A 21,813-nucleotide genomic window follows, 5' to 3' on the forward strand; every position below is an offset into this window, starting at 1 on the left:
CGCTCCATCCGCCGCCTATGTGCTTTATGCAGTGCGCACGCAGGCGCACTGGGATGCCGCGAGGGTGCCTTCGGCGGCTTCGATCTCATCGCGTAGTGCCAGGTCGCCCATCGAAGTTTCGGCGCCAGCACCGTCCTCGACGGTCTCCGTCTTCTTTTCGCGAGGCCACAGCACCTGTGCCGCGATGGCCCCGGCGATCGCGAGAGCAGCGAGGATCGACCAGGCCGGAGTGAACCCGGACGCGGTGCCGACCCATCCCGCGATCGGGTACGTGACGAGCCAGGCCAGGTGAGACAGCGAGAACTGTGCCGCGAAGGCAGCCGGGAGTTCGTTCTTCGCGACTGAACCTCGGATGACGCGTCCGGTGGGAGTCACGATCAAGGCCATGCCGCCGCCGATGACCACCCAGATCGGTGCCGTGATCATCCAGGACGCCGCCTGGGTGGCGGTCATCGTGACGGCGGCCACCACTCCGGCGAGCAGCACGATGGCACCGGTCATCATGACGATCCGCTCGGCGATCCGGTCGAGCACGCGAGGCAGGAACAGGGCGACCAGCAGCGTGCCACCGCCAGAAGCCGCGAGCATCCAGGCGACGTCGGCCTGGGAACCACCAAGCTGATCGCGGACGTAGTTGACCGTATTGACCACCACGATCGACCCGGCCGCGGCGACCACCACGTTCAGCGCCATCACGCCGCGCAGACGAGGAGTCGCGAAGAAGACCTTCACGCCCGAGGTGACCCGGTTCCACGCGCCCGCCTGACCACTCGGGGCCGCGTTGGGGATGCGAGTCGAGAGCACCAGGGCGGCGGAGACCACGAAACCCACCGATGTGCCGACGAACAACCAGTTGAACGTCATGAACGTCAGGGCAATGGCCGCCAGCACCGGGCTGAGCAGGCTCTCCATCGTGTACGCCACCTGCGACGCGGACAGCGCCCGGGTGTAGTCGGATTCCTCGGGCACGATATCGGGGATGACCGCCTGGAACGTCGGCGTGAATGCCGCCGACGCCGCCTGCAGCACACCGATGAGGACGTAGATCTGCCAGATCTCCGTGACGAACGGCAACGCGAGCACCACCAATGCGCGCACCACGTCTAGCAGAGTGAGGAACGTCCGCCTCGGGAGCCGGTCGGCATAGGCCGCAGCCAACGGAGCGATCAACACGTACATGATCATCTTGATAGTCAGCGCCGTCGCAAGCACTGCCCCCGCACTCGGGCCGGCGAGCTCGTAAGCGAGCAGGCCGAGGGCGACGGTAGCCAGCCCCGTACCGAACAGCGCGATGATCTGCGCACTGAACAAACGACGGAAGTCGCGGATCGCGAACAAGCGCATCGATATCTCCTGACCCTCTTGAACACCTCACCATTCCCAACCTAATACCCCCAGGGGGTATTCCCGGAGCTCGGGTCGAATTGACATGAGGATGTGTGCTCGCCGGCGACGCGGGGTCATCTGGCGCCCGTGGTCCCGGTCTCCGGAGCTGCCCGACGAGCCCGTAAACTAGGCCACATGGTGTCGGTGGCAGCTGTGCAACAAGGGAAGGGTCTTCGGAGCCTCTTCCGGCGTGTGCTGCTGGGCGGCGTGCTGGTGGCCGCGGTTGTCACCGGCCTGCTGGCCATGCACACGCTGAACCTGCACGGCACGCCGGTTGCTCACGCGCCCGCGGCCATGTCGGTTTCCGCCACAGATGCCGACGAGGCGCATCACCTCGCTGCGGGCACGCATGAGTCCGGAGGAACAGCCAGTGACCTCGGTGGCACATGTACGGACTGTGGGGGCGGCGCTCATCTGAGTATGGCGATGGCCTGCGTGCTCGCATTGCTGCTCGTCCTGCTTCTCCTCGTGCCGCCTCGGCTTCTGCCTGGATGGATGCACCTCGCGCCCCGGCCGTTGTTCGTGGCACGTTCCATCGACAGGCGTTTGTCTCGGGCACCGTCGTTGCACGTTCTCTGTATCAGTCGCACGTGATGGAGGGGTGAACCCGGCGCGCACCGAGCGCCGACGGTTCCCTCCCAGACACGCGGCACCCTCCCGGGTGCCGCGTCACCGAAGCGACTGTTGACATTGGAGAACACTCATGAAGTTTCGTACCGCGGCGACCGCCGCGATCGCCCTTTCCGCTGCCCTCGTGCTGGCCGGCTGCTCGGCCGGGAGCGAAGACGACTCGATGCCGGGCATGGACCACGGTGCGTCCGAGCAGGCAGCTGACGCCAACGACGCGGACGTGATGTTCGCCTCGATGATGATCGTCCACCACGAGCAGGCCATCGAGATGAGCGACATTGTCCTCGCCAAGGACGGCGTCCACCCCGAAGTGATCGAGCTGGCCGAGGCGATCAAGGCTGCCCAAGGTCCTGAGATCGAGCAGCTCCAGGGCTGGCTGGACGACTGGGGCGCCGACCCCGAGGAACACCAGATGGACGGGATGGACCACGGCGACGGGATGATGACCGAGGACGACCTCGCGGCCCTCGAATCGGCGGACGGCGCCGAGGCGTCGCGCCTGTTCCTGGAGCAGATGATCGTCCATCACGAGGGAGCGGTCGAGATGGCCCAGACGCAGGTCGATGACGGCAGCAACCCCGATGCTGTCGAGCTCGCACAGACGATCATCGACGCACAGACCACCGAGATCCAGGAGATGCAAGACCTCCTCGCCACCCTCTGATCGACCATCAGGGTCGGTGCCGTGGCGAGCGCGCCCGGTACCGACCCGCCCACATTCTTTGAAGGATTACGGCATGACTCACCCCGCCACGCCGCGACGGAAGCTCATCATCGTCGCCTGTGCAACGCTCATCTCGGCCCTCGTTCTCTCCGGATGCGCCACCTCGTCCTCGCCTGAACCCGCGTCGCCCACGGCCGACGGCCAATCAGTCGACGGTGGCTTCCTGGCGACTCATGATCTAGCTGGCCTCGACGCCGCGCAGGTCATCGAACGCCTCGACACCATGCCGGTCGCCGATCGCCCCACCGGCCTGATCGCATCCGTTCAGCCGGATGCGCTCGTCCTCACCGACGATCAAGAACGCGAAACACAATTGCCGATGCCCGAAGACGAGGTGTACATCTCGGTCGCCCCTTACCTGACCCAAACCCACGATTGCTACTTCCACAGCCTGACCACTTGCCTCGGTGAGCTGGCAAATGCCGAGGTTCAGGTCACCCTCACCGGCGATGACGGTGATGTGCTCGTTGACGAGGTGCGGCAGATCTACGACAACGGCTTCGTCGGCATCTGGGTGCCCCGCGGCATCGAAGCAACCCTCACCATTGAACATGAAGGCCAGTCGGGAACCGAGACGATCTCCACGATGAACGATGACGACGCGACCTGCATCACCACTCTCCAGCTGACCTGACAGCAGGAAGGAGTCGTAACTCGACACCGGGTTGCGACCCCTTCCTCAGGCTGCCTATTGCAGTCCCACCGCCGGTTCGCCTCGGCCCTCTGCGCTCACGGTTTACGCTTGTAGTGCGTCGAGGGCGACGACAGCTTGGAGAGATAGGACGCCGTTACCCAGGGCAGTGTTCTGCTGGTTTACGGTCAGGCCGTGTTCTGGGTCGGTGACCCAGCCCGCGGGCAGGCCCATGAGCCATTCGACGAACTCTGGTGCCGGGCGGGGGCCTTTCTCCTCGTTCAGGATCGCGGGGGCGGGGCTGCTCGTTGGGTAATGTGCTCCCATCGGGCGATGGCGTGGGCGTATCGCCCCTAGCGGTGAAGATGTCCTCGACTAGAGCGAACAGGGTCTCCGACTCGTTCCAGCTGGTGGGCGAGCCATGCGGTCCGTGCAGGGCGAGGTCGATCACTTGATGGCTCAGGGCGATCGTGCCCCGCCGTGCCCGTACCTGATCCAGGGTCTCGCCGCCGCGCGAGGAGTCCGAGGCCAGCGGCGTCCGGAACAGCGTCCTCGCGGTAGGCGGTGATGAAGACCCGGAACCGGTGATGCGGTGGGCCGGCCAGTGACGCCGGTAGGCCGATCCATCGTGCAGTTCTCCGGAGGTCGGCCAGATCCCCGAGTACGGCTCCGTGCGCCCGAAGAGGTCGCGTTGGCTCGTCTCCCAGCAGCCACGGGTCGGGTTCCAGGTTGCGAACGGCGGTTGCAGGCTCGCTGGTTGCATCGTCTGGGTTGCGTGCATCGGGGGTTGCTCCTTCCATGGCGGGGCGGATTGCGGATGCGGAGAGCAGGCCTCGGACGTTCTCGATGACGACGAGCTCGGGTTGCAGCGCGTCGATCGCGGCCGCCATGTGCGACCACAGCCCGGAGCGGGTGCCGGGTGCGAGGCCGGCGCCCTTGCCGACGGTCGAGACGTCCTGGCAGGGGAACCCGCCGATGAGCACGTCTACCGGTGGCACCGTCGTCCATTCCACGGCGGAGATGTCTCCGAGATTCGGGATGCCCGGCCAGTGGCGGGGCGAAGATGCGGATGGAGGGGTCGTTGATCTCGGAGAACCAGATCGTCTCCCCGCGTGTGGCATATTCGACGGCGAGGCCGAGGCCGCCGTAGCCGCTGAACAGCGAACCGATTCGGGGAGGGCGGCCGCGGTGGGAATGGTCGTCGCGCATGAGGGCTCCAGAGGCTTCGTGAACCCCGGACCTCGACGCGACTGACGAACGCCGACCTGCCGGGCTGAGCACCTGCCAGGTGCACCACCAGGCGACTAGGCGCCCATCGAACGACCGCGACCCCGAACAGCCCTCGCCCGCGCTGCACCGACCCTCACGACAGCGCGTTACTCGACCGCCTCCGCGGCCCGTCGCTCTCGCCGCCGCATGAGCCGCCACACGTCTTTCAAGCGAGGCCCCCGCCGTCAACCCAAGTTGACAACGGTAGGTTCAGACGCTTCGCCGTTGTGAGACGCCGTCGGCTCACCTGGCCGGCATGACGGTCTCGATGCGAGTGATGAGCGCCGGCGACGGCTACGAGTACCTGCTGCGCACCGTCGCCGCCGGTGACGGCGACCGCTCCCTCTCCACGCCGCTGACGAGGTATTACACGGAGGAGGGAACTCCTCCAGGTTTCTGGATGGGGTCGGGCCTGCCGTACCTCGGCGCAGGTGAGCTCACCGAGGGCGGGCAGGTGTCCGAGGCGCAGCTCCAGCTCCTGGTCGGGATGGGCCGCGACCCGATCACGGGTGATCCGCTGGGTGAGGCGTATCGGCAGTACGCGAGCGTGCAGGACCGCATCGATCAGCGCGTCGCCAACCTCGACCCGAACCTCGGGCTGGTGTCGCGTGCGGAGCAGGTCGCGGCCATCGAGTCGGAGGAGGCCGAGCGCGGCACCCGCCGCGCGGTCGCGGGCTACGATCTGACGTTCTCGGTGCCGAAGTCGCTGTCGGCGTGGTGGGGTGTTGCGGACGGAGGCACGCAATCCCTGATCGCGGACGCGCATCATCAGGCGGTTGCGGAGGTGGTTGCGTTCCTCGAACGCGAGGTCGCGACCACCCGCGTCGGTGCCGCCGGACCGGAGGGCGCGGTCGCGCATGTCGATGTCGCCGGCGTCCTGGCGACGGCGTTCGATCACTACGACTCGCGCAGTGGTGATCCGCAGGTGCACACGCACGTCGTGGTGAGCAACAAAGTGCTCACCGTGCAAGATCAGAAGTGGCGGACCCTCGCCGGTCGCCCGGTGCACGCCTCGGTCGTCGCCCTGTCAGAGCGGTACAATGCCACGTTGGCGGATCGGATCACGGGCATGTTCGGGATCGAGTGGGAGGCCAGGGAGCGGGGCCGGGATCGGAACTCCGCGTGGGAGCTCGCCCCGGTGCCCGACGAGCTGATCTCGGAGTTCTCGTCTCGGTCTCGGCAGATCGAGGAGGAGAAGAACCGCCTGATCGACTCCTACCGGGCCAAGCACGGCCGTGAGCCGTCGGCGAAGACTATCCTGAAGCTCCGCGCCCAGGCGACGCTCGCGACCCGTCCGGAGAAGCGGGTGCAGTCGCTCGCTACCCTCACCGCCAACTGGCGTCACCGCGCCGGCGAGGTCTTGGGCGAGGACGCGACCGGCTGGGCGCGCACCCTCACCGCGACCGCCGAGCGGACGGCCTTGCTGCGGGCCGACGATATACCGCTGGACACCATCACCGACCTCGGCCAGTCGGTCGTCGCGGCGGTGGGTGAGAAGCGGTCGACGTGGCGGCGCTGGAACCTCCACTCCGAAGCGAGCCGGCAGCTCATGGGGGTGCGTTTCGCGTCGGCGGAGGATCGGGAGGCGATCACCGGGATGGTGACCGACGCGGCCGAGCAGGCGTCGCTGCGGTTGACGCCGCCGGAGCTGGCGTCGAGCCCGGTCGTGTTCCGCCGCCCGGATGGTTCGAGCCGCTTCCGCCACCCCGGCGCCGTCCTGTACTCGACCGAGGAGCTGCTGGCTGCGGAAGACCGCCTCCTCGACCGTTCCCACGTGACGACCGGGCCGACCGTGGAACTGGCCACCGTCGAGAAGATCACCAGCAGGCCCGACGCGGAGGGCCGCAGGCTCGGCCCTGATCAGGCCGATGCCCTTCAGCGGATCGCCGTGTCGGGCCGGATCGTGGACGTGCTCGTCGGGCCCGCCGGTGCGGGGAAGACGACGGCGATGAGCGCGCTGAAGCGGGCGTGGAAGAAGCAGCACGGCGCCGGCAGCGTGGTGGGGCTCGCGCCGTCGGAGAACGCGGCGCAGGTGCTCGGCGAGGAGCTGGGGATCGAGACGGAGAACACGGCCCGCTGGTGGCAGATGCATCTCCTCCACGGGACCACGTTCGACAAGGACCAGCTCGTGATCCTCGACGAGGCATCCCTGGCCGGCACCGGCTCCCTCGATCGCATCACCGGCCTCGCCGAACAAGCCTGCGCGAAAGTGCTGCTCGTGGGTGACTGGTCGCAGCTCCAGGCCGTGGATGCGGGCGGGGCGTTCGGGATGCTCGTGCACGACCGCGACGACGCCCCCGAACTGGTCGACGTCCACCGGTTCACCCATCAATGGGAGAAGGCCAACTCGCTGGCCCTGCGGCACGGGCGTATCCCGGCGATCGACACGCTCATCGAGCACGACCGGGTGCGCGGCGGGGAGCAGGACGCGATGGTCGATGCCGCCTACACCGCCTGGCGACGCGACGTGCAGGCGGGGCGGGCGTCGATCCTGGTCGCCGAAACCCGCGAGACCGTCACCCAGCTGAACGAGCGGGCCCGCGCCGACCTCATCCTCGACGGCACGATCACCCCCGGCCGAGAGGTCACCCTGCACGACGGCACCCAGGCGTCGAAGGGTGATCGGGTCATCACAAGGGAGAACGACCGGCGCCTGCGGTCGAAGAACGGCAAGAACTGGGTGCGCAACGGCGACCGCTGGACGATCACCGCCGTCTCCGGGGACGGGTCGATCACCGTCCGCCCCGCCGGGCGACGCTTCGGCGGATCGCTCGTGCTCCCCGCCGCCTATGTCGCCGAACAGGTCGAACTCGGGTACGCGATCACCGGACACCGCGCACAGGGCGTCACGGTCGATACCGCGCACGCGGTCGTGACGGCGACGACGACGCGGGAGAACTTCTACGTCGCGATGACCCGCGGCCGGCACGGGAACCACGCCTACGTCGCCACCGACACCACAGACGACGCGCACGTCGCCCCGCACCCCTCCGACAACCCCGACGCCACCGCCCGATCCGTCCTGTACGGGGTGCTCCAGCACGTCGGCGCCGAGCTGTCCGCGCACGAGACCATCACCGCCGAACACGAACGGTGGGGGTCCATCGCCCAGTTGGCGGCGGAATACGAGACCATCGCCCAAGCCGGCCAGCACGACCGCTGGGCTCAGCTGCTCACCGCTTCGGGCCTGGACGAGAAACAGGTCGATGAGGTGCTGGGCTCCGACGACTACGGTGCCCTGTCCGCGGAGCTGCGCCGGGCCGAGGCGAACCATCACGACCTCGATGAGTTGTTCCCGCGGCTCGTGGCGGCGCGGGGCTTCGTCGATGCCGACGACATCGCCTCGGTCCTGCATCACCGCCTCGCCCGCGCCACCGCCCGCCCTGCCGGGTCCGGGCGCACCCGCCGATCGCCACGGCTGGTCGCGGGGCTCATCCCGTATGCCTCCGGCGTCACCGACCCCGAGATGCACCAGGCCCTCACCGAACGCGAAGAGCTGATCGAACACCGCGCATCCGCGGTCCTCGACCGCGACCTGAACGAGGGAGAACCATGGACGGCCGCGCTCGGGACCAAGCCCGCGGCCGCACGGGCGGCGCAGCGGTGGCGGCAGGCCGGCCGGGTCGTCGCCGCCTATCGCGACCGATACCAGATCACAGACGACACCCCGCTGGGCCCCGATGCGGGATCGGATGCGCAGAAGCTCGACGCCGCCCGCGCCACTGCCGCGCTCACCCGGGCGCAGCAGCTCAGCCGCCACACCCCGAACACCGAGCAGCCGGACCTCACCATGGAGGCCCGGCAGGCGCGCTCCCTCTGAGCCGCGACCTGAGATTAGAGGGAGCGGCTGGGCCGTTCCTGCTCGACGGAATCGAGGGGGCTCAGGCCCGTGGTTCGTGCCGGGGCCTGGCGTCGGTCGCTGGTGAGGGTGGCGAGGTCGTGGTGGCCGGTGACGAGGGCAGCAGTGCCGTCGCTCAGCAGCAGATGCGTGCCGGTGCTCGCCGCGGACGTGACCGGTCCGGGCACCGCCCCAACCCCACGACCGAGGTCGTGCGCTTCGCGGGCGACGTGCAGGGAGCCGGAGCGTGCCCCTGCTTCCACGATCACCGTCGCCGAGGACAGTGCCGCCAGGAGCCGGCCGCGGGCGAGGAACCGGTGCCGGGTCGGCGCCGACCCGGGCGGCATCTCGCTCACCAGCAACCCCACATCGCCGACCCGTTCGAGCATGTCGCGATGCCCCGCCTGGTAGAGCCGGTCCGGCCCGCCGGGCATCACCGCGATCGTCTGCCCACCGCTACTCAGGGCGCTGCGGTGCGCGGCGCCGTCGATGCCGTAGGCGCCGCCGGAGACCACGATCTGCTCCGCGTGCGACGCGTCGTGGGCGAGCTCGCCGGCGACGTGATCGCCGTAACTTGTCGATGCTCGTGAACCGGTGATCGTCACCCGATCTTCCTGCCCCCTCGCGAGGAACGAGGTCGCCCCCTTCGTCCACAGCACGTACGGGGCACGATCGCCCAGCGCGTCCACCGTGACCGGCCAATGCGCATCGCCAGGGATCAGCGGCGCGTACGACCCGTCCAGCACCCCCGCCAGATCATCGCCGAGGCCGCCCCGTGAAGCGAACTGCTGCGCGGTGTGGTGCAGGATCGCTGCTTCCTCAGCCCGGACGCCGGGCATCGATCCGCCCGCGTCGAGGAGCCGGAGGGTCTCGACGGCGCCTTCACGGCGCAGCAGGCGACCGACGGTGCGGTCGGCGGGCTCGATCATCATCGAGAGCATCACGCGGGCCGTCCGTTCATCGGAGGCGTAGTCAGCCAGAGCAACCATGACCGGGTCCTTCCACTCACCAGGCACTACCAGCGCAGGTGCACCCGGCACCGCGACGAGACCTTCCCCTTCGCCAGGCCCCGTAAACTAGGAGGTGAAGCGCAGGCATTCCATCTGTAGGGTCCTTCGGGATCGCCCCTTCCAGGGGCCACCACCAACACGCCGCTTCTCGATCATTCGAACCGTGTTGAATGGAGGCCCACCGATGTTCCTCAGCGACCGCGTCCGACGCCGCTGGCGCCAGAGCGAGAACACCGCCCAGAACCTGGAACCGGCCCGCCGGCTCTTCCCGACGAACCGCATCCGCGATGCCGTCTACACCCGCCGCGGACTCAAATGGGGCGTTGCCGCGATGCTGCTCGCCGCCCCCTACATCGCCGCCGTCAAGCTCCTGACTGACCACATCGAGCAGGGCGACCCCGGCTGGCTCCACCTGGTCGTCTTGCTGTGCGCATGGAACGCGCTCAAGATGCTCTGGCTCGGCCCGATGAGTCTCATCGCCCTCGCCCGCGTCCGCTACCGAGAGCACCTGCAGCGCCGCACCGCCCGCCGCGAAGCCGAGTCGCGCGGTACTACCCCGGATGAGGTTCTGGTCACGGCCGGAGGTGCGTCATGAAGGCCGTCACCTACCGGTACAGCGCGGCAGAGAACCCGACCTGGCTGGACCAGCAAGAAGCCGACTGCCGCCGCTACGCCGACGAGCACGGCATGACCGTCACCGAGGTCTTCACCGACGTCGGGCGCAGTCGCCACGGTCTACATCACATGCTCGACGCCGTCGAGCGGGAGGACGTGACCGGGCTCATCGTCACCGATCTCGCTCGGCTCGGTTCCAAGTACGCCGATCACGTCGCCGTCGTCCAACAGCTCCACGACGCCGGAGTCGACATTCACGTCACCAAGGACCGCACGACAGGCTCCGTCGAGGAGGACCTGATCGCCGTCAAGCAGGCACACCTCGATGCCCAGGCCCGGCGGCCGCTCTCCTCCGGCGGGAGCGACTCCACGGACTGACCCGCTACGGCCACCTGCCGACGGCTCTCTGCGTGTCGACCCCGAATGGGAGGGCTGACGTGAGATCCTAGACGAAAACTCAGGCCGTCGGATGCTTGTGGGCGCTTCGCGCACCGTCCCGGCGGCGGGCGAGCTCATGGCAGGTCTCATGGAACCGCCTTCGCAGCTGAACGTGAGGAGGCGTGATGTCCACGATTGAGGATCTTCGCGGTCGCCTCTGGTCCGATGAGCCGTCGAAAGTGGACTTCCTCGCGGCGCGGGCCATCGCGGAAACGGTCTCTGACGCCGTGCTCGATGACGCGCTCGATCCGTTGGCGATCGGACTGTCCGGCCCGTGGGGTAGCGGCAAGACCACCGTCCTTGAACTCATCAAGGCCGATCTTGACTCCCGTAGCGACCCTGAGAACGCAAAGATCATCACCGTCCGCACCGACCCCTGGCGTTACGACCCTGCCGTGGGCGCGAAGGAGAGCCTGATCGGTGAGGTCCTCGACGCTATCGCGGCCGAACTCACTGAACGCCTCAAGGACGTCGAGGAGTCCAAGGGCGAGAAGATCAAGAAGCTCTTGAAGAGGCTCTCTGATCGGGTCGACTGGGCCAAGGCTGTCAAGCTCGCCGCCAAGTCGTCGCTTACCCTGCAGATCCCCGGCGTCAGCGAAGTGCTGGATCTCATTCGAGAACCGGCGTCCGAGGGGACTGACGCCGGCGACCAGCCGCGGGGCCTGGCCGGTTTCAAGGCCGAGTTCGCTGAGCTGTTGGGGGCCGAGGAGATGGCTCACGTACGCCGGGTGGCGGTGCTGGTCGACGACCTCGACCGGTGCCTGGTGGATACCGTCGTGGAGACCTTGGAAGCGATCCGTCTGTTCCTGAGCGTCGAGGGCATGGCGTTCGTCATCGCGGCAGACGAGGACCGGGTCGCTGATGCGATCCGCACCCGCCTGCCGGAGTCGAGCATGCCCACGGAACGTCCAGAGGACGAAGACGCTCTCCCGGCGGAACCCCCGTCCAAGCTCTATCTGCACAAGATCGTCCAGACGACCGTTCCACTGCCGGCTCTGGGTGCTTTCGACACCGAGTCGTATGTGCTGTTGCTGCAGCTGCAGAATCGCGTTGGCCAGCGTCTCACCGATGAGCAGCTTGAAAAGGTCATCACCGAATGTCACCGGCTCCGCATGGCCGGCGCTCTCGACGATCTGAAAGCGCCTGACGACCTCGACGTCCAGCGAGAGCTGTCCTTCGCACGTCGGCTCACCACGATCCTTTACGAGAAACTCCGGGGCAACCCGCGGCGTATCAAGCGATTCCTCAACGACCTGAACATCCGTCGATCCATCGCTGCGCGGCGGGGCATCGAACTCGACTTCGACGTCGTCGCCAAGCTCATGGTTCTTGAAGTCCTCCTGCCGGATCAGTTCCAGTCCGTGCTGTCATGGTTGCGAACCGGTGAGCTTCGAGATCGACTGGAGTCGCTGGAAGCGCAAGCCAACCGGCCGAAAGAACCTTCCGTCCCCGCTCCGCCAACTGACCTCGCCGACCACGCACCGGTTGAACCCGCCGAGATGGCTGCGGACGTGACCGGAGCGGAACCGGCCGACACAGCGGAAGATCCGCGACCATCCGAAGCGGAGGAAGCGCAGACCCAAGCAGCGTCAGCAGCCGCGGTCGCCCCGCACTTCGCCGAGGACATGATTCGGTGGGCCAAGCTCCCACCGGATCTTCATGACCTCGACCTGAGCCCGTACCTGCACCTGGCGGCATCATTTCGCGGTGACCTCCTGGTCAGCGCTGAGCTTCCCCAACATCTCCGCGATCTGGCCGCGCTGCTGGCCTCGACCCGCACGGTGGATAGGCGGCAACTCACCGACGAGAGCCTGCGAGCGCTCACGACAGACGATGTCGATCAGCTGCTGCGGCACCTGGGGCTGCGTGCACGAGACCGTGTCCAGGAGCGGCGCGGTCTCCGGGATCGTCAGACTCGCCGCCGCACATGTCGCCGTGCAACCGGCCGCGCTTGACGCGTTCCGTCGGCTCCCGGCCTCCGATCTGCAGCCAGGTACCGCCGTCATCCTCTCCGGGGTCGAGATCCCCGGGATGAAGGATGTCATCAACGCGTTGGCCGCGCAGCTCCCAGACGGCAGCATCAAGAAGGCGCTCACCACGCCGCCACCGAAGGGCGGTAAGCGCTGATGGGAACTAAAGGCTCCTACTCCGGCAGCGCCGCCGGTGGTGACCTGCGCGACGGACTCGACGACTGGCTGGCCAGCCTCCCTGGGGCTGACGGCCAGGCCCCGCCGCCCCCAGGTAACCAGCCCTCGCTTCTCTCCCCGCTGAAGCCGTCCCCGAGCTCACCGGCCGGCAGGATGTTGCCCACGGCCGCGCTTTTCCGTTCCTCCCGCGGCGGAGGGGGAAGGAATGGGGGCGGCCGCCGGGGCGGCGAGAGTCTCACGAGATCGACGGCAGCCTCCGCGCGTTCCGCCGGCCGTGGAGCCGCAGCGGCATACGCGTACCGCAGCGGCGATGCCCAGACTCTCCGCGATCTCGGCCTGGACTACGACGCACTGCGGGCGAACCCGAACATCTTCGACGTCGCCCACCAGATCGCACAGAAAGTCTGTGAGGACCTCCCCGCGGGAACGATCGAGACTGCGGAGCAGATGGAGGTCGTCGGCAGGCTCGCCGAATGGCTTGTCGAGAGCGACAGCGCGGGGACGGACGTGTCACTCGGGCAGATCGCCGAGGAAGCGGTCGCCCTAATCCTGGCCGAGGCATACCTCGTGGAGACCGCATCGAACCTGAACACTAAGGACATGTCAGGAGCCGAACGCGCGGCGTTCGAGGACGGGATCCGTCAGGCCGCGGAAGAGCTCGCCGCACACGCGGATCTCTCGCCCAGTGGGCCCAGCGCCGAGGAGTTCACGCGCGCGATCGAAGACGGACTCGAATATCTCAGAACCATCCACGAGGCAGATTGAGATGGCGCAGTTCGACCTTCGTTTCCAGGTCCCATCGGCGCTCACTCCCGAGTCCGCCGATCGCACGTTCTACTGGCCCACCGCTGGGGCCGGCACCTTCAACACCTCCCTGGGGCCCCGGCTGGGCAAGCTCGGCCCGGTGCGACGCGAGAACATCGAACTGTTCCGCCTCGCTGCGATGGTCTACGCCGCAGACCGTTCCGTCCCGCGCCGGGCCGGCCGCGTCAACTGGACCCAACGCCACATTGCTCTGAGCGTCCCCGTCCACGACACGGCACCCTGGAACGCCATCACGAACCAGCTGCAGCAGCTCCTCGACTTCTTGTCGGGTGACCGATGGACGCTCACCTTCCGTGCAGCACGCATCCCTCGTGAGGACATCGCGCCCAACGGGTATCCCGACGTGCAGCGGGTGGTGCTCATGAGCGGCGGCGCCGACTCCGCCACCGGTGCATTCCTCGCGCGCACCCGGCCCGAACCGCACCTGCTCGTATCTCACGTCGGGGCGACATCGATCTCACCCATTCAGCAGGACGTCGCCGAACGCATCCGAGACCTCTGCCCCGAGGGCAGCACGCAGCAGCACGCGCAGATCCGCTTTACCCGACGCCAGACGCAACCCGGAGGCCACCGGTTCAAGAATGAGAACACCACGCGAACCCGATCGTTCCTGTTCCTTGCGCTCGGCCTCGCCCTTGCTTCGGTCAACAAGGTGGAGCTCTGGATCCCCGAGAACGGGTTCGCGTCACTGAACCCACCCCTGGGCCCTGACCAGCTCGGCAGCCTCTCCACCCGCACCACCCACCCGTGGTTCCTCACCGAACTGTCCAGACTCGTCTCCGCCGCTGGCGCATGGGGAACCCTGTCCAATCCATTCGCGGCACAGACGAAGGGCGAGATGTTCCGGTGGCTGGCGGACCAGGTCGGCGATGACCCCGCCTCGGACCTTCTCAGCGCCACCAACTCGTGCGCGTTCACCAACCGACGATGGCTCGGCGTGACAGCGACCGACCATTGCGGAACGTGCTTCGGGTGCCTGGTGCGCCGGGCATCGTTCGCGGCCGCGGAACTCGCCGACCGAAGCACCTACGTGATCGACGCCCCTCCCAGCGAGGCCGCGAGATCCCAACTCGAAAAGGCGTCGATCCTTCCCAGCATCCGCGGATTCGTGGCCCGCGGAATCCGGGTCAGCGACATCGCAGCAATGCGCCTGCCCGACGGGTACTCCGCAACCGACGCCCGTGACCTCTGCGTCCGCGGCGCGCGCGAGCTGGAAACACTGACATGACCAACTTCCTGGCCGTTGACCTCCACGCCCACATCGACCCGACGATCACCCCTCGCGACCTGCTGAACCTCCGAGCCGTGATCTTCGCGGCAAGCCGTAGCCTCGTCGAGTCGCGTCTCGCCCTCGATCGCCAGCACCACGACCTGCTCGCGATCTGGGGCGTCGGCGTTCACCCAGGAGTGAAGACCGCACTCGACGGCTACGACCCTGAGGAGTTCGAGCGTCTCATCGCCCGCACCCCCTACGTCGGCGAAATTGGACTCGACGCAAAAGTCCCATCCCGCCTCGCCAAACAACACGAGGTGTTGGCCGCGCTGCTCACGCAACTCCAAGCGAAGCCCCGCCTCACGTCGATCCACAGCTACCGGGCAACCAACGAAGTCGTGGAACATCTCGAACACACCCCGATCACCGGCGCGATCCTGCACTGGTGGCTCGGCGACCGAGCCACCACAAGGCGCGCAGTTGAACTCGGAGCCTACTTCTCGATCAACACCGCCACCCTGCGCCGAAGCGACGCCATCGACCTCATCCCCACGGACCGTCTCCTCCTGGAAACAGACCACCCCGATGGGAACCGCAGCGGAGCCCGCCCGCATCAACCTGGCAACGTCCGCGACGTCGAAGCAGCTCTCGCCAAGCAGCGCGGAGTCACCACCGCTCAGATTCGAGCCCATGCCTGGCGCAACCTCGCCACGCTTGTGAACACCACTGGTACGAAGCCTCTGCTGCCACTCCGAGTCGCAGCAATACTCGGGGCTATCGAGTAACACCCCGACAGGGGCGCCGAGACTCACCGCACTCGCCCATGAGTGTCCCGAAGCTTCACACCCGCAGCGAGGAGCGCGACACGCACGGAACTGGGGTTGAATCCAAGGCGCGCGCCGACTCTCGCCAACGACGCACCCTGTTCGTAACGGCGGCACATCTCAAGCACCAGCGCAGGAGTGGGCTTCTCTCGACGGAGCCGGACCCCTCGCTCGCGCAAATGACTTGAGAGGCGTTCACGACTCACCCCCAGATCCTTCGCGATGGTCCGCAGGATCTCCCCACCCCGATACCTCCGCTCGGCCTCAAGCAGCATAGTTTCCGTCAGGCGCGTCACCGGGCGCGGCAGCTGCTTCAAAGACTCCTGGCCAACCAACGAGTCCCGACGCCGAATCGCGTGATGCGAAGACACGGCCCGCGTCAGCGCCGGGGCAAGGTTCGAACACTGTCGCGCCACCTCCACCCCTGTGGCCCCTGTCAGCTCGCTGGCAGGGGTTCTCCATTTATGCTTCATTACGACCGGCATGTAGGTTGCTGCAGTTGGGTCACGGGTCGCCAAACGAGCGTCGGCAGGCACTGCACTTTCGATGTCCGGGTTGCGGATAATCCGATATCTCGGCGGTTTCAAGGTTGCTCCATGGTCGAGCACGTCCAGGTTGGGAATCGGGGCGGCGGGGGCACAAAAGCCACGCATCAGGACAGCCGTGCTTGTGCCACACCCGTGCCTTGGGCCTAGAGCTAACCGGTCACATGCTGTTGCTTGGCGTGGCCCAAGGATGAGGGTCGGTTAGGGTCGGTTACAGCCACCAAGCGCGCACGCGCGGTTCCAAGGCAGTCTCCCCCCCTAGACCTGCCCAAGGTCATGAGTGGGAGCAGGGCAGGTCATCCACCCTCGATGCCCAAGTCACTGGCTTCGCCGTGGGCCAGACGCGCTACGAGTCATGGACTGAACCCCCTCGGGCCTCATGCATCGACTGTCAGTGGCCTCGCGCGCAGCTCGGACAGCGCGACCGGTTCGTCAAATGCGGCGGTCCAGTAATCCCAGCCGTCAGCATCATCGGCACCATCGGCCTGAGCCGCCAGATCCGGTGTGCGGTGCTCGACATCATTTAGGCGGATCATGGCGTCCTCAGTGACCTCGGCGATCGAGTTGGTCTCCGCATTGGTCGGGGTCAGCAATGTGCGCGGAGGGAGCACACCGTCGCGCACCAACTCTTCGAAGGACGGCAGCGCCGGAGCCGACACCTCCACGCGCTCAGTGGGGGCCTGGGGTCGATAGTTGGGGTCCGACAACTTCTTGAAACCCTCTCTCGTCACCTTAGCGATTAGTACGCGACGAGCCTGCAGGAATTCTTGGTACTCCATGGACTGCCAGCCAGGCGGCAGGGCGTGCCACCACATCTGCCGTCTCAGGCGATCACCAGCGATGCCCTTGTCCTCGACCTGGCGTATCCAGTAGGTAGACGGTCTTTCGCTGGAGATCTTGATGTTGTCCAACCACTCCACGAGCGCCTGATTAGCCACTTGGTTGATCTGGCGGACGCTGGAAAGGCCGAGTTCCTGCTTGAGGTAGTCCTTGGGGAAGAGGTGGTGCTTCTCCACGCCCTTGACGGGACGTCGGGACGGGTCGATCCAGTCCTTGACCTTCAGCGTCGACAACAAGACGTCGGCGTCCAGGATCGTCAACGCCGCGATGTAACCGGTGTACGCAGGTCCCACGGTGCTCGACGTGTGTAAATCCTCGGGTAGCGTCACGGTCCACCAGTCCTCGGTGAGGATCGTGGAGACTTGGGACGAGATGGCCCCTTTGAAGGCCTGAGGCGTGCGTTCCAGCCCGTCGAGTCGGTTGAGGTCTTCCTGTGCACGAGTCTCGGGACTCCCGGAGAACCGACCAGTGATTTGAGCCATGAAATACCACCGGGCCATCACTTCACGCAGCTCGTCCACCGGGACGCTGAACTCCGTGCGACCGATCAGCCACAGGGCATAACCGTAGATGACGGCATTTTTTGAGGTGACCATGGCGGAGGTCCGAATGCCAGCGCGCTCGATGACCTTGAGGTATTCGTCCCAGTGCTTTGGATCGAGCGCTCTAGCCTGACCGTTCTTCAGCTTCTCCAACTCACGCTCGCGGTGCTCAGGAATGATCTCGCGGGTCCGCGGGTCCCTGCCGCGCAGGGCATTGTAGGCGTCGCCCAGCGGTGCACGACGGTTCCCGACTGCCACGACGACTCGCAGAACATGGCTCGGGTCGAGAGCAAGATAGGGGTTCTTGGGAGTCCAACTCACTGGCTTGCGATCCATCCGGGTCATCTCCTGCGGAGTGAACCTGGAAGCCCTGGTAAAGTCCTCGATCGCCTGGCGACCCTCCTCCCAGAAGACCGACAACCACGTGAGGATGAAGTCCGCCGACGAAAGTGTCACGCCCTGGGAGTTGATCCGCACAAAGATGTCGGCGACCGTCTCGCGTGAGACGTGCTCCTTGAGCTGCACAACCTCGAACACGAACTTCAGGACGTCCGCCAGCTTGTTGACGGCTAGTTCGATCTCCCCTTCAAGATCCCGATCCAAGCGTTCGACACCGCGGGCCACTTCTAACTTCTGGATGTAATCGCGACGTGCCGCGATGGGAGAGGTGAATACCTCACGGATGTCCTGGATCCACTCTGAGGACCGCTTGGTCGCGCTGTCCGGGATCGCGAACCGCTCGGTCAGAGGATTGAAGGAGATGACGATGCGCTCCTGGGAGTAGTCCTCCCGCAGCACATCCAACCCCTTGACCACTGCATACAGAGACGTGAGTCGCTGCTGGCCATCGACTACCTGCATGGAGCCGCTCTGCGTCTTCTCCCCGACGCCGATTGTCTTGCTGTGCTCGGCGCCCGCATTCTCCCAGAACATGAGCTGGCCAACAGGGAAGCCGCGGTACATCGAGTCCACCAGATCGCGCACCTTGGCATTCCCCCACACGAACGGCCGCTGAATATCAGGCAGTCTCACCCGACCCGAAGTGACCCCTGCAACGAGATCTTGGACGGTCCAGGGATGGTGGTCGAAGGTCTCAGCCATCATCAACTCCTAACCTCTGGTCTGCGGTAGCTGTTCTACTCGTTCGACAATAGCCTGCACCTACTGGCCGAGCGCACTGGCCACCTTCGTGAAAACGTTCAAGGTCACCCGCTGTCCCGTCTGGATGCGGGCTATTGAGCTTCTGCTGCGATGAGGATAAGACTAGGACCAATCTCTAGCCTGCTGGTCTTGACTGAGTCATGCAGCAGGCTGGATCAGTAACAGGTGATGTCTGAAGGCTAAGAGTTCGACACATGCCCCCTGAGCTCCACTCTGTGATCTCTCAGGAGATTAGCGACAACCCGGACCCTTATTTGGGGGTCCGGGTTTTTTGCTGTCCGGATGGTGGTCTTGGGGGGGCGTCCGATGGGTTGGTTGAACCGTCCTGGGTTTTGTTCCGGCCCATCATTGAGAGGATTGGACAAATGCCTCAGAAGCATTGAGAGGCGTCCCCTGCCCGTGTAGAACGGATGGTCCTTGATCGGCTTGAGCACGATGATGTTCCTAGTCGGTATGTGGTGATCACGACAACCGCCCGCGAGGTTGAACATTGCGGTAGAGACCCTGCGACGATGGGTCGAACAAGCAGAGATCAACGCGGGTAAATCCCCGGGGGGTCTCCAGCGACGCCCACGCCGGAATCCGCCGATTCTGACGAGAGACCTCGTCAACTGCGGCGGGCCAAAGCCACCGGCCACAGGGGTGCGATCACTATCTTGATCAACGAGCCGTTGCAGCAGATGGACTCGTAACAACCGGACCGCAGCCTCCAGTCCAGTTCGCTCGTGCGACGCTCGGCATGCTCGAACTCATGTCCGATAAAGTGCTCGAAGCTTACGAAGCCCTGTTCCACCGAGGTGATCCGTCAGCATTCCCGGTGCTGATGTCCATCTAAACTCGGAGCGATCCCGCCGCTCAAATCTCAGAGGACCCCATGGCCCAGCACCGCATCTACACCACCAGCTTCGCCAGCGTATACCCGCACTACGTCACCAAGGCGGAGCGCAAGAACCGCACTAACGCAGAGGTCGACCAGATCATCTGCTGGCTCACCGGCTACTCCCCCGAGCAGCTCCGTACCCAGCTGGACAACGAGGTCGATTTCCAGACCTTCTTCGACGATGCCCCGGACATGAACACCAATCGGTCTCTCATCAAAGGCGTAGTGTGCGGTGTACGAGTTGAAGATGTTGAAGAACCCCTCATGCAGGAAATCCGTTACTTGGACAAGCTCATCGATGAGCTCGCCAAGGGCAAAGCAATGGAGAAGATCCTGCGCAGTTAGCTCAACCTGAGTGAAGAGTCCGACCAATGACTACCAACGACAACTGGCCTCCGATCGTCGACCGCCATACGTGGGACGACGCCCGAGCGGTCCTGCTTCAGCAAGAAAAAGCTCTCACCCGCATGAAGGACTCGATCAGCGCGGCTCGTCGCCGAATGCCCATGATCGAGGTGAGAGCTGACTATGCGTTCGAAGGACCAGAAGGAACCATCACCCTGCTCGACCTATTCGACGGACGCCCTCAGCTCATCGTGCAGCACTTCATGTTCGGTCCGGATTGGAAGGAAGGGTGCGATGGCTGCTCGATGATGGCCGAGCACATCGGCCCCTTGTCTCACCTGCACGCGCGTCGGACCTCATTCGTCCTCGCTTCACGAGCACCGTTGGATCGACTGCTGGACTTCCGCCAGCGGATGGGATGGGACCTCCCCTGGTACTCAACCGTTGGAGATCAGTTCAACACTGATTTCGGAGCCACCGTTGACAACGAAGAACGGCAAGCGGTCAGCGTGTTTCTCCGGAAGGGCGACCGCGTCTTCCATACCTGGTCCACCCAGGGGCGCGGGGAAGAGACTTTCATGCAAGTGTTCGACCTACTGGACCTCACCCCTTATGGACGCCAGGAAGACTGGGAAAACTCGCCAGCTGGCACCCCGCAGGACCCGACCTATTCGTGGATGCGGCTCAGTGACAGTTACTGATCCCGGAAGCGTTCGAGCTGCCCGATCTACCTCTCAACGCCGCCTGCCAGCACTACACTCGGAACACGCCTGGGCCCCGGAAGGACCGCAGCATGGTTCCCACATCGCGCACCACATCCACCGCCATTCTCTTGAGCGGTTTACTCCTTCTGACCTCCTGCGGCGATAACAGCGACCAGCCGCCCCAGCCCGCCACCAGCGAAACGCCCGCTGCGGCGTCGTCGCTGGGTGAACCGGAGACCGTGGCCGAGAATCTGGACGCGCCCTGGTCTATCGCCTTCTACAACGGCATTCCCCTGGTCAGTGAGCGCGATTCGGCCCGAATCCTCGAGCTCGACGACGCCGGCCAAGCTCGTGAGGTCACGGTGGTTGAGGACGCCGCACCGCGCGGCGAAGGCGGCCTGCTGGGCCTGGCCGTCCACGAGAACTACCTCTATGCGTATTTCACGGCCGAGAACGAGAACCGCATCGAGCGGTTCAGTATCTCCGGCGACCCGGGCAGTCTCACGCTGGGCCACGCCGAAATAATCCTGGACGGCATCCCTGCGGGTAGTACCCACAATGGCGGGCGCCTCGCCTTCGGCCCGGACAACATGCTTTACGCAACGGCAGGAGACGCCGGCAATCGCGAGGATGCTCAGGACCGAGAATCACTGTCCGGAAAGATCCTGCGCCTGACCCCGGAGGGCGAGGTACCGGAAGACAATCCGTTCCCCGATTCCCCGGTCTACAGCTACGGGCACCGCAACCCGCAGGGGCTGGCTTGGGCGCAGGGCGGCACGATGTACGCCAGCGAGTTCGGTCAGAACACGTGGGACGAGCTCAACGTGATCGAATCCGGCGGCAACTACGGTTGGCCGGAGGTCGAAGGCATGGGCGACAACGATGAGTACATCAACCCCGTCCAACAGTGGGAACCGTCAGAGGCAAGCCCCAGCGGGATAGCCATCCTGGGCAACTCTCTCTTCATGGCCAATCTGCGCGGCGCACGGCTCCACGAGATTCCGCGGGAGAACACATCCCACTCCGTGTCGCATCTAATCGACGAGTACGGGCGGCTCCGAGATGTCACCGTTGCCCCGGACAGTTCCCTGTGGGTGATGACCAATAACACGGACGGGCGTGGCAATCCCGCACCGGAGGATGACCGGATCCTGAGCTTCACCCCACCTACCGAGCAGTCCTCGGGAGAGGAATCGCCCGGAAGCTGACTTCGCCCGGCACACGCACCTCGGGTCCGCGGACCCTT

At 65.7% G+C, this 21,813-nt stretch carries 19 protein-coding genes; 14 read left to right on the top strand and 5 right to left on the bottom strand.

All coding sequences use genetic code 11. The features are described from left to right. Positions 1-24: 24 nt before the first annotated feature. Complete coding sequence (locus RF638_RS05240; protein WP_259915538.1) at positions 25-1,344, bottom strand: MFS transporter; 1,320 nt, start codon at positions 1,342-1,344, stop codon at positions 25-27. 177 nt (positions 1,345-1,521) lie between these two features. Here RF638_RS05240 and RF638_RS05245 point away from each other — a divergent pair, with 177 nt between their 5' ends. From RF638_RS05245 to RF638_RS05255, 3 genes are all read left to right on the top strand, one after another. After that, a complete protein-coding gene (locus tag RF638_RS05245) occupies positions 1,522-1,980 on the top strand; it encodes a DUF6153 family protein (protein WP_259915536.1) in 459 nt (152 codons plus the stop codon). A 109-nt stretch (positions 1,981-2,089) separates the two neighbouring features. Beyond that, the gene (locus tag RF638_RS05250; RefSeq protein ID WP_368841551.1) at positions 2,090-2,680 is read left to right on the top strand and encodes a DUF305 domain-containing protein; all 591 of its coding nucleotides are present in this window, start codon (positions 2,090-2,092) and stop codon (positions 2,678-2,680) included. 73 nt (positions 2,681-2,753) lie between these two features. Then, positions 2,754-3,374, top strand: a complete 621-nt coding sequence (locus tag RF638_RS05255; RefSeq protein ID WP_259915530.1) for a CueP family metal-binding protein — start codon at positions 2,754-2,756, stop codon at positions 3,372-3,374. A 102-nt stretch (positions 3,375-3,476) separates the two neighbouring features. Here RF638_RS05255 and RF638_RS05260 read toward each other — a convergent pair whose 3' ends face one another. Together RF638_RS05260 and RF638_RS05265 are read right to left on the bottom strand one after the other, a co-directional pair. Continuing rightward, positions 3,477-3,698, bottom strand: a complete 222-nt coding sequence (locus RF638_RS05260) for a hypothetical protein (RefSeq protein ID WP_259915529.1) — start codon at positions 3,696-3,698, stop codon at positions 3,477-3,479. A gap of 26 nt (positions 3,699-3,724) precedes the next feature. Continuing rightward, positions 3,725-4,369 (bottom strand): DNA cytosine methyltransferase, encoded by a 645-nt coding sequence (locus RF638_RS05265; protein WP_368841552.1) that lies wholly within the window; start codon positions 4,367-4,369, stop codon positions 3,725-3,727. A 527-nt stretch (positions 4,370-4,896) separates the two neighbouring features. On the opposite strand from RF638_RS05265, the gene mobF reads away from it, so the two are divergent. Then, complete coding sequence (gene mobF, locus RF638_RS05270; protein WP_259915525.1) at positions 4,897-8,460, top strand: MobF family relaxase; 3,564 nt, start codon at positions 4,897-4,899, stop codon at positions 8,458-8,460. Positions 8,461-8,474: 14 nt separating this feature from the next. Here mobF and RF638_RS05275 read toward each other — a convergent pair whose 3' ends face one another. After that, on the bottom strand, positions 8,475-9,467 hold the full coding sequence (locus tag RF638_RS05275) for a DNA-processing protein DprA (RefSeq protein WP_259915524.1): 993 nt from the start codon (positions 9,465-9,467) through the stop codon (positions 8,475-8,477). A 205-nt stretch (positions 9,468-9,672) separates the two neighbouring features. Between RF638_RS05275 and RF638_RS05280 the strand changes: the two genes are divergently transcribed. From RF638_RS05280 to RF638_RS05310, 7 genes are all read left to right on the top strand, one after another. Further along, entirely contained in the window at positions 9,673-10,083 is a 411-nt protein-coding gene (locus RF638_RS05280) for a hypothetical protein (protein ID WP_259915523.1), read from the top strand. Beyond that, entirely contained in the window at positions 10,080-10,481 is a 402-nt protein-coding gene (locus tag RF638_RS05285) for a recombinase family protein (RefSeq protein ID WP_368841553.1), read from the top strand. The genes RF638_RS05280 and RF638_RS05285 overlap by 4 nt, the downstream gene beginning before the upstream one ends. Positions 10,482-10,666: 185 nt before the next feature. Beyond that, positions 10,667-12,496, top strand: a complete 1,830-nt coding sequence (locus RF638_RS05290; RefSeq protein ID WP_368841554.1) for a P-loop NTPase fold protein — start codon at positions 10,667-10,669, stop codon at positions 12,494-12,496. Further along, positions 12,477-12,668, top strand: a complete 192-nt coding sequence (locus tag RF638_RS05295; RefSeq protein WP_368841555.1) for a hypothetical protein — start codon at positions 12,477-12,479, stop codon at positions 12,666-12,668. Before RF638_RS05290 ends, RF638_RS05295 begins: the two co-directional genes overlap by 20 nt. Further along, entirely contained in the window at positions 12,668-13,453 is a 786-nt protein-coding gene (locus tag RF638_RS05300; protein WP_368841556.1) for a hypothetical protein, read from the top strand. Before RF638_RS05295 ends, RF638_RS05300 begins: the two co-directional genes overlap by 1 nt. Position 13,454: 1 nt before the next feature. After that, on the top strand, positions 13,455-14,741 hold the full coding sequence (locus tag RF638_RS05305) for a hypothetical protein (protein WP_368841557.1): 1,287 nt from the start codon (positions 13,455-13,457) through the stop codon (positions 14,739-14,741). After that, positions 14,738-15,511: a TatD family hydrolase gene (locus tag RF638_RS05310; RefSeq protein ID WP_368841558.1), complete on the top strand. Its 774-nt coding sequence runs from the start codon at positions 14,738-14,740 to the stop codon at positions 15,509-15,511. Before RF638_RS05305 ends, RF638_RS05310 begins: the two co-directional genes overlap by 4 nt. Positions 15,512-16,472: 961 nt before the next feature. Here RF638_RS05310 and RF638_RS05315 read toward each other — a convergent pair. Continuing rightward, complete coding sequence (locus tag RF638_RS05315) at positions 16,473-18,581, bottom strand: DUF262 domain-containing protein (RefSeq protein ID WP_368841559.1); 2,109 nt, start codon at positions 18,579-18,581, stop codon at positions 16,473-16,475. Between the two features lie 931 nt (positions 18,582-19,512). Between RF638_RS05315 and RF638_RS05320 the strand changes: the two genes are divergently transcribed. From RF638_RS05320 to RF638_RS05330, 3 genes are all read left to right on the top strand, one after another. Beyond that, the gene (locus tag RF638_RS05320) at positions 19,513-19,863 is read left to right on the top strand and encodes a DUF2200 domain-containing protein (protein WP_368841560.1); all 351 of its coding nucleotides are present in this window, start codon (positions 19,513-19,515) and stop codon (positions 19,861-19,863) included. A gap of 26 nt (positions 19,864-19,889) precedes the next feature. Then, a complete protein-coding gene (locus RF638_RS05325) occupies positions 19,890-20,564 on the top strand; it encodes a DUF899 domain-containing protein (protein WP_368841561.1) in 675 nt (224 codons plus the stop codon). Between the two features lie 92 nt (positions 20,565-20,656). Beyond that, positions 20,657-21,775 (top strand): sorbosone dehydrogenase family protein, encoded by a 1,119-nt coding sequence (locus RF638_RS05330; RefSeq protein WP_368841562.1) that lies wholly within the window; start codon positions 20,657-20,659, stop codon positions 21,773-21,775. The last annotated feature ends 38 nt before the right edge of the window (positions 21,776-21,813 follow it).

The sequence above is a fragment of the Kocuria sp. CPCC 205235 genome, from assembly GCF_040980905.1.
GTDB lineage: Bacteria > Actinomycetota > Actinomycetes > Actinomycetales > Micrococcaceae > Kocuria > Kocuria carniphila.

What these genes read in the sequence shown, in the direction of transcription:
- RF638_RS05290 (WP_368841554.1), top strand. Translation starts at nt 10,667, where the DNA reads ATGTCCACGATTGAGGATCTTCGCGGTCGCCTCTGGTCCGATGAGCCG.
- RF638_RS05315 (WP_368841559.1), bottom strand. Translation starts at nt 18,581, where the DNA reads ATGATGGCTGAGACCTTCGACCACCATCCCTGGACCGTCCAAGATCTC.
- RF638_RS05320 (WP_368841560.1), top strand. Translation starts at nt 19,513, where the DNA reads ATGGCCCAGCACCGCATCTACACCACCAGCTTCGCCAGCGTATACCCG.
- RF638_RS05300 (WP_368841556.1), top strand. Translation starts at nt 12,668, where the DNA reads ATGGGAACTAAAGGCTCCTACTCCGGCAGCGCCGCCGGTGGTGACCTG.
- RF638_RS05250 (WP_368841551.1), top strand. Translation starts at nt 2,090, where the DNA reads ATGAAGTTTCGTACCGCGGCGACCGCCGCGATCGCCCTTTCCGCTGCC.
- RF638_RS05260 (WP_259915529.1), bottom strand. Translation starts at nt 3,698, where the DNA reads ATGGGAGCACATTACCCAACGAGCAGCCCCGCCCCCGCGATCCTGAAC.
- RF638_RS05245 (WP_259915536.1), top strand. Translation starts at nt 1,522, where the DNA reads ATGGTGTCGGTGGCAGCTGTGCAACAAGGGAAGGGTCTTCGGAGCCTC.
- RF638_RS05310 (WP_368841558.1), top strand. Translation starts at nt 14,738, where the DNA reads ATGACCAACTTCCTGGCCGTTGACCTCCACGCCCACATCGACCCGACG.
- RF638_RS05240 (WP_259915538.1), bottom strand. Translation starts at nt 1,344, where the DNA reads ATGCGCTTGTTCGCGATCCGCGACTTCCGTCGTTTGTTCAGTGCGCAG.
- RF638_RS05285 (WP_368841553.1), top strand. Translation starts at nt 10,080, where the DNA reads ATGAAGGCCGTCACCTACCGGTACAGCGCGGCAGAGAACCCGACCTGG.
- RF638_RS05280 (WP_259915523.1), top strand. Translation starts at nt 9,673, where the DNA reads ATGTTCCTCAGCGACCGCGTCCGACGCCGCTGGCGCCAGAGCGAGAAC.
- RF638_RS05325 (WP_368841561.1), top strand. Translation starts at nt 19,890, where the DNA reads ATGACTACCAACGACAACTGGCCTCCGATCGTCGACCGCCATACGTGG.
- mobF (WP_259915525.1), top strand. Translation starts at nt 4,897, where the DNA reads ATGACGGTCTCGATGCGAGTGATGAGCGCCGGCGACGGCTACGAGTAC.
- RF638_RS05330 (WP_368841562.1), top strand. Translation starts at nt 20,657, where the DNA reads ATGGTTCCCACATCGCGCACCACATCCACCGCCATTCTCTTGAGCGGT.
- RF638_RS05305 (WP_368841557.1), top strand. Translation starts at nt 13,455, where the DNA reads ATGGCGCAGTTCGACCTTCGTTTCCAGGTCCCATCGGCGCTCACTCCC.
- RF638_RS05275 (WP_259915524.1), bottom strand. Translation starts at nt 9,467, where the DNA reads ATGGTTGCTCTGGCTGACTACGCCTCCGATGAACGGACGGCCCGCGTG.
- RF638_RS05255 (WP_259915530.1), top strand. Translation starts at nt 2,754, where the DNA reads ATGACTCACCCCGCCACGCCGCGACGGAAGCTCATCATCGTCGCCTGT.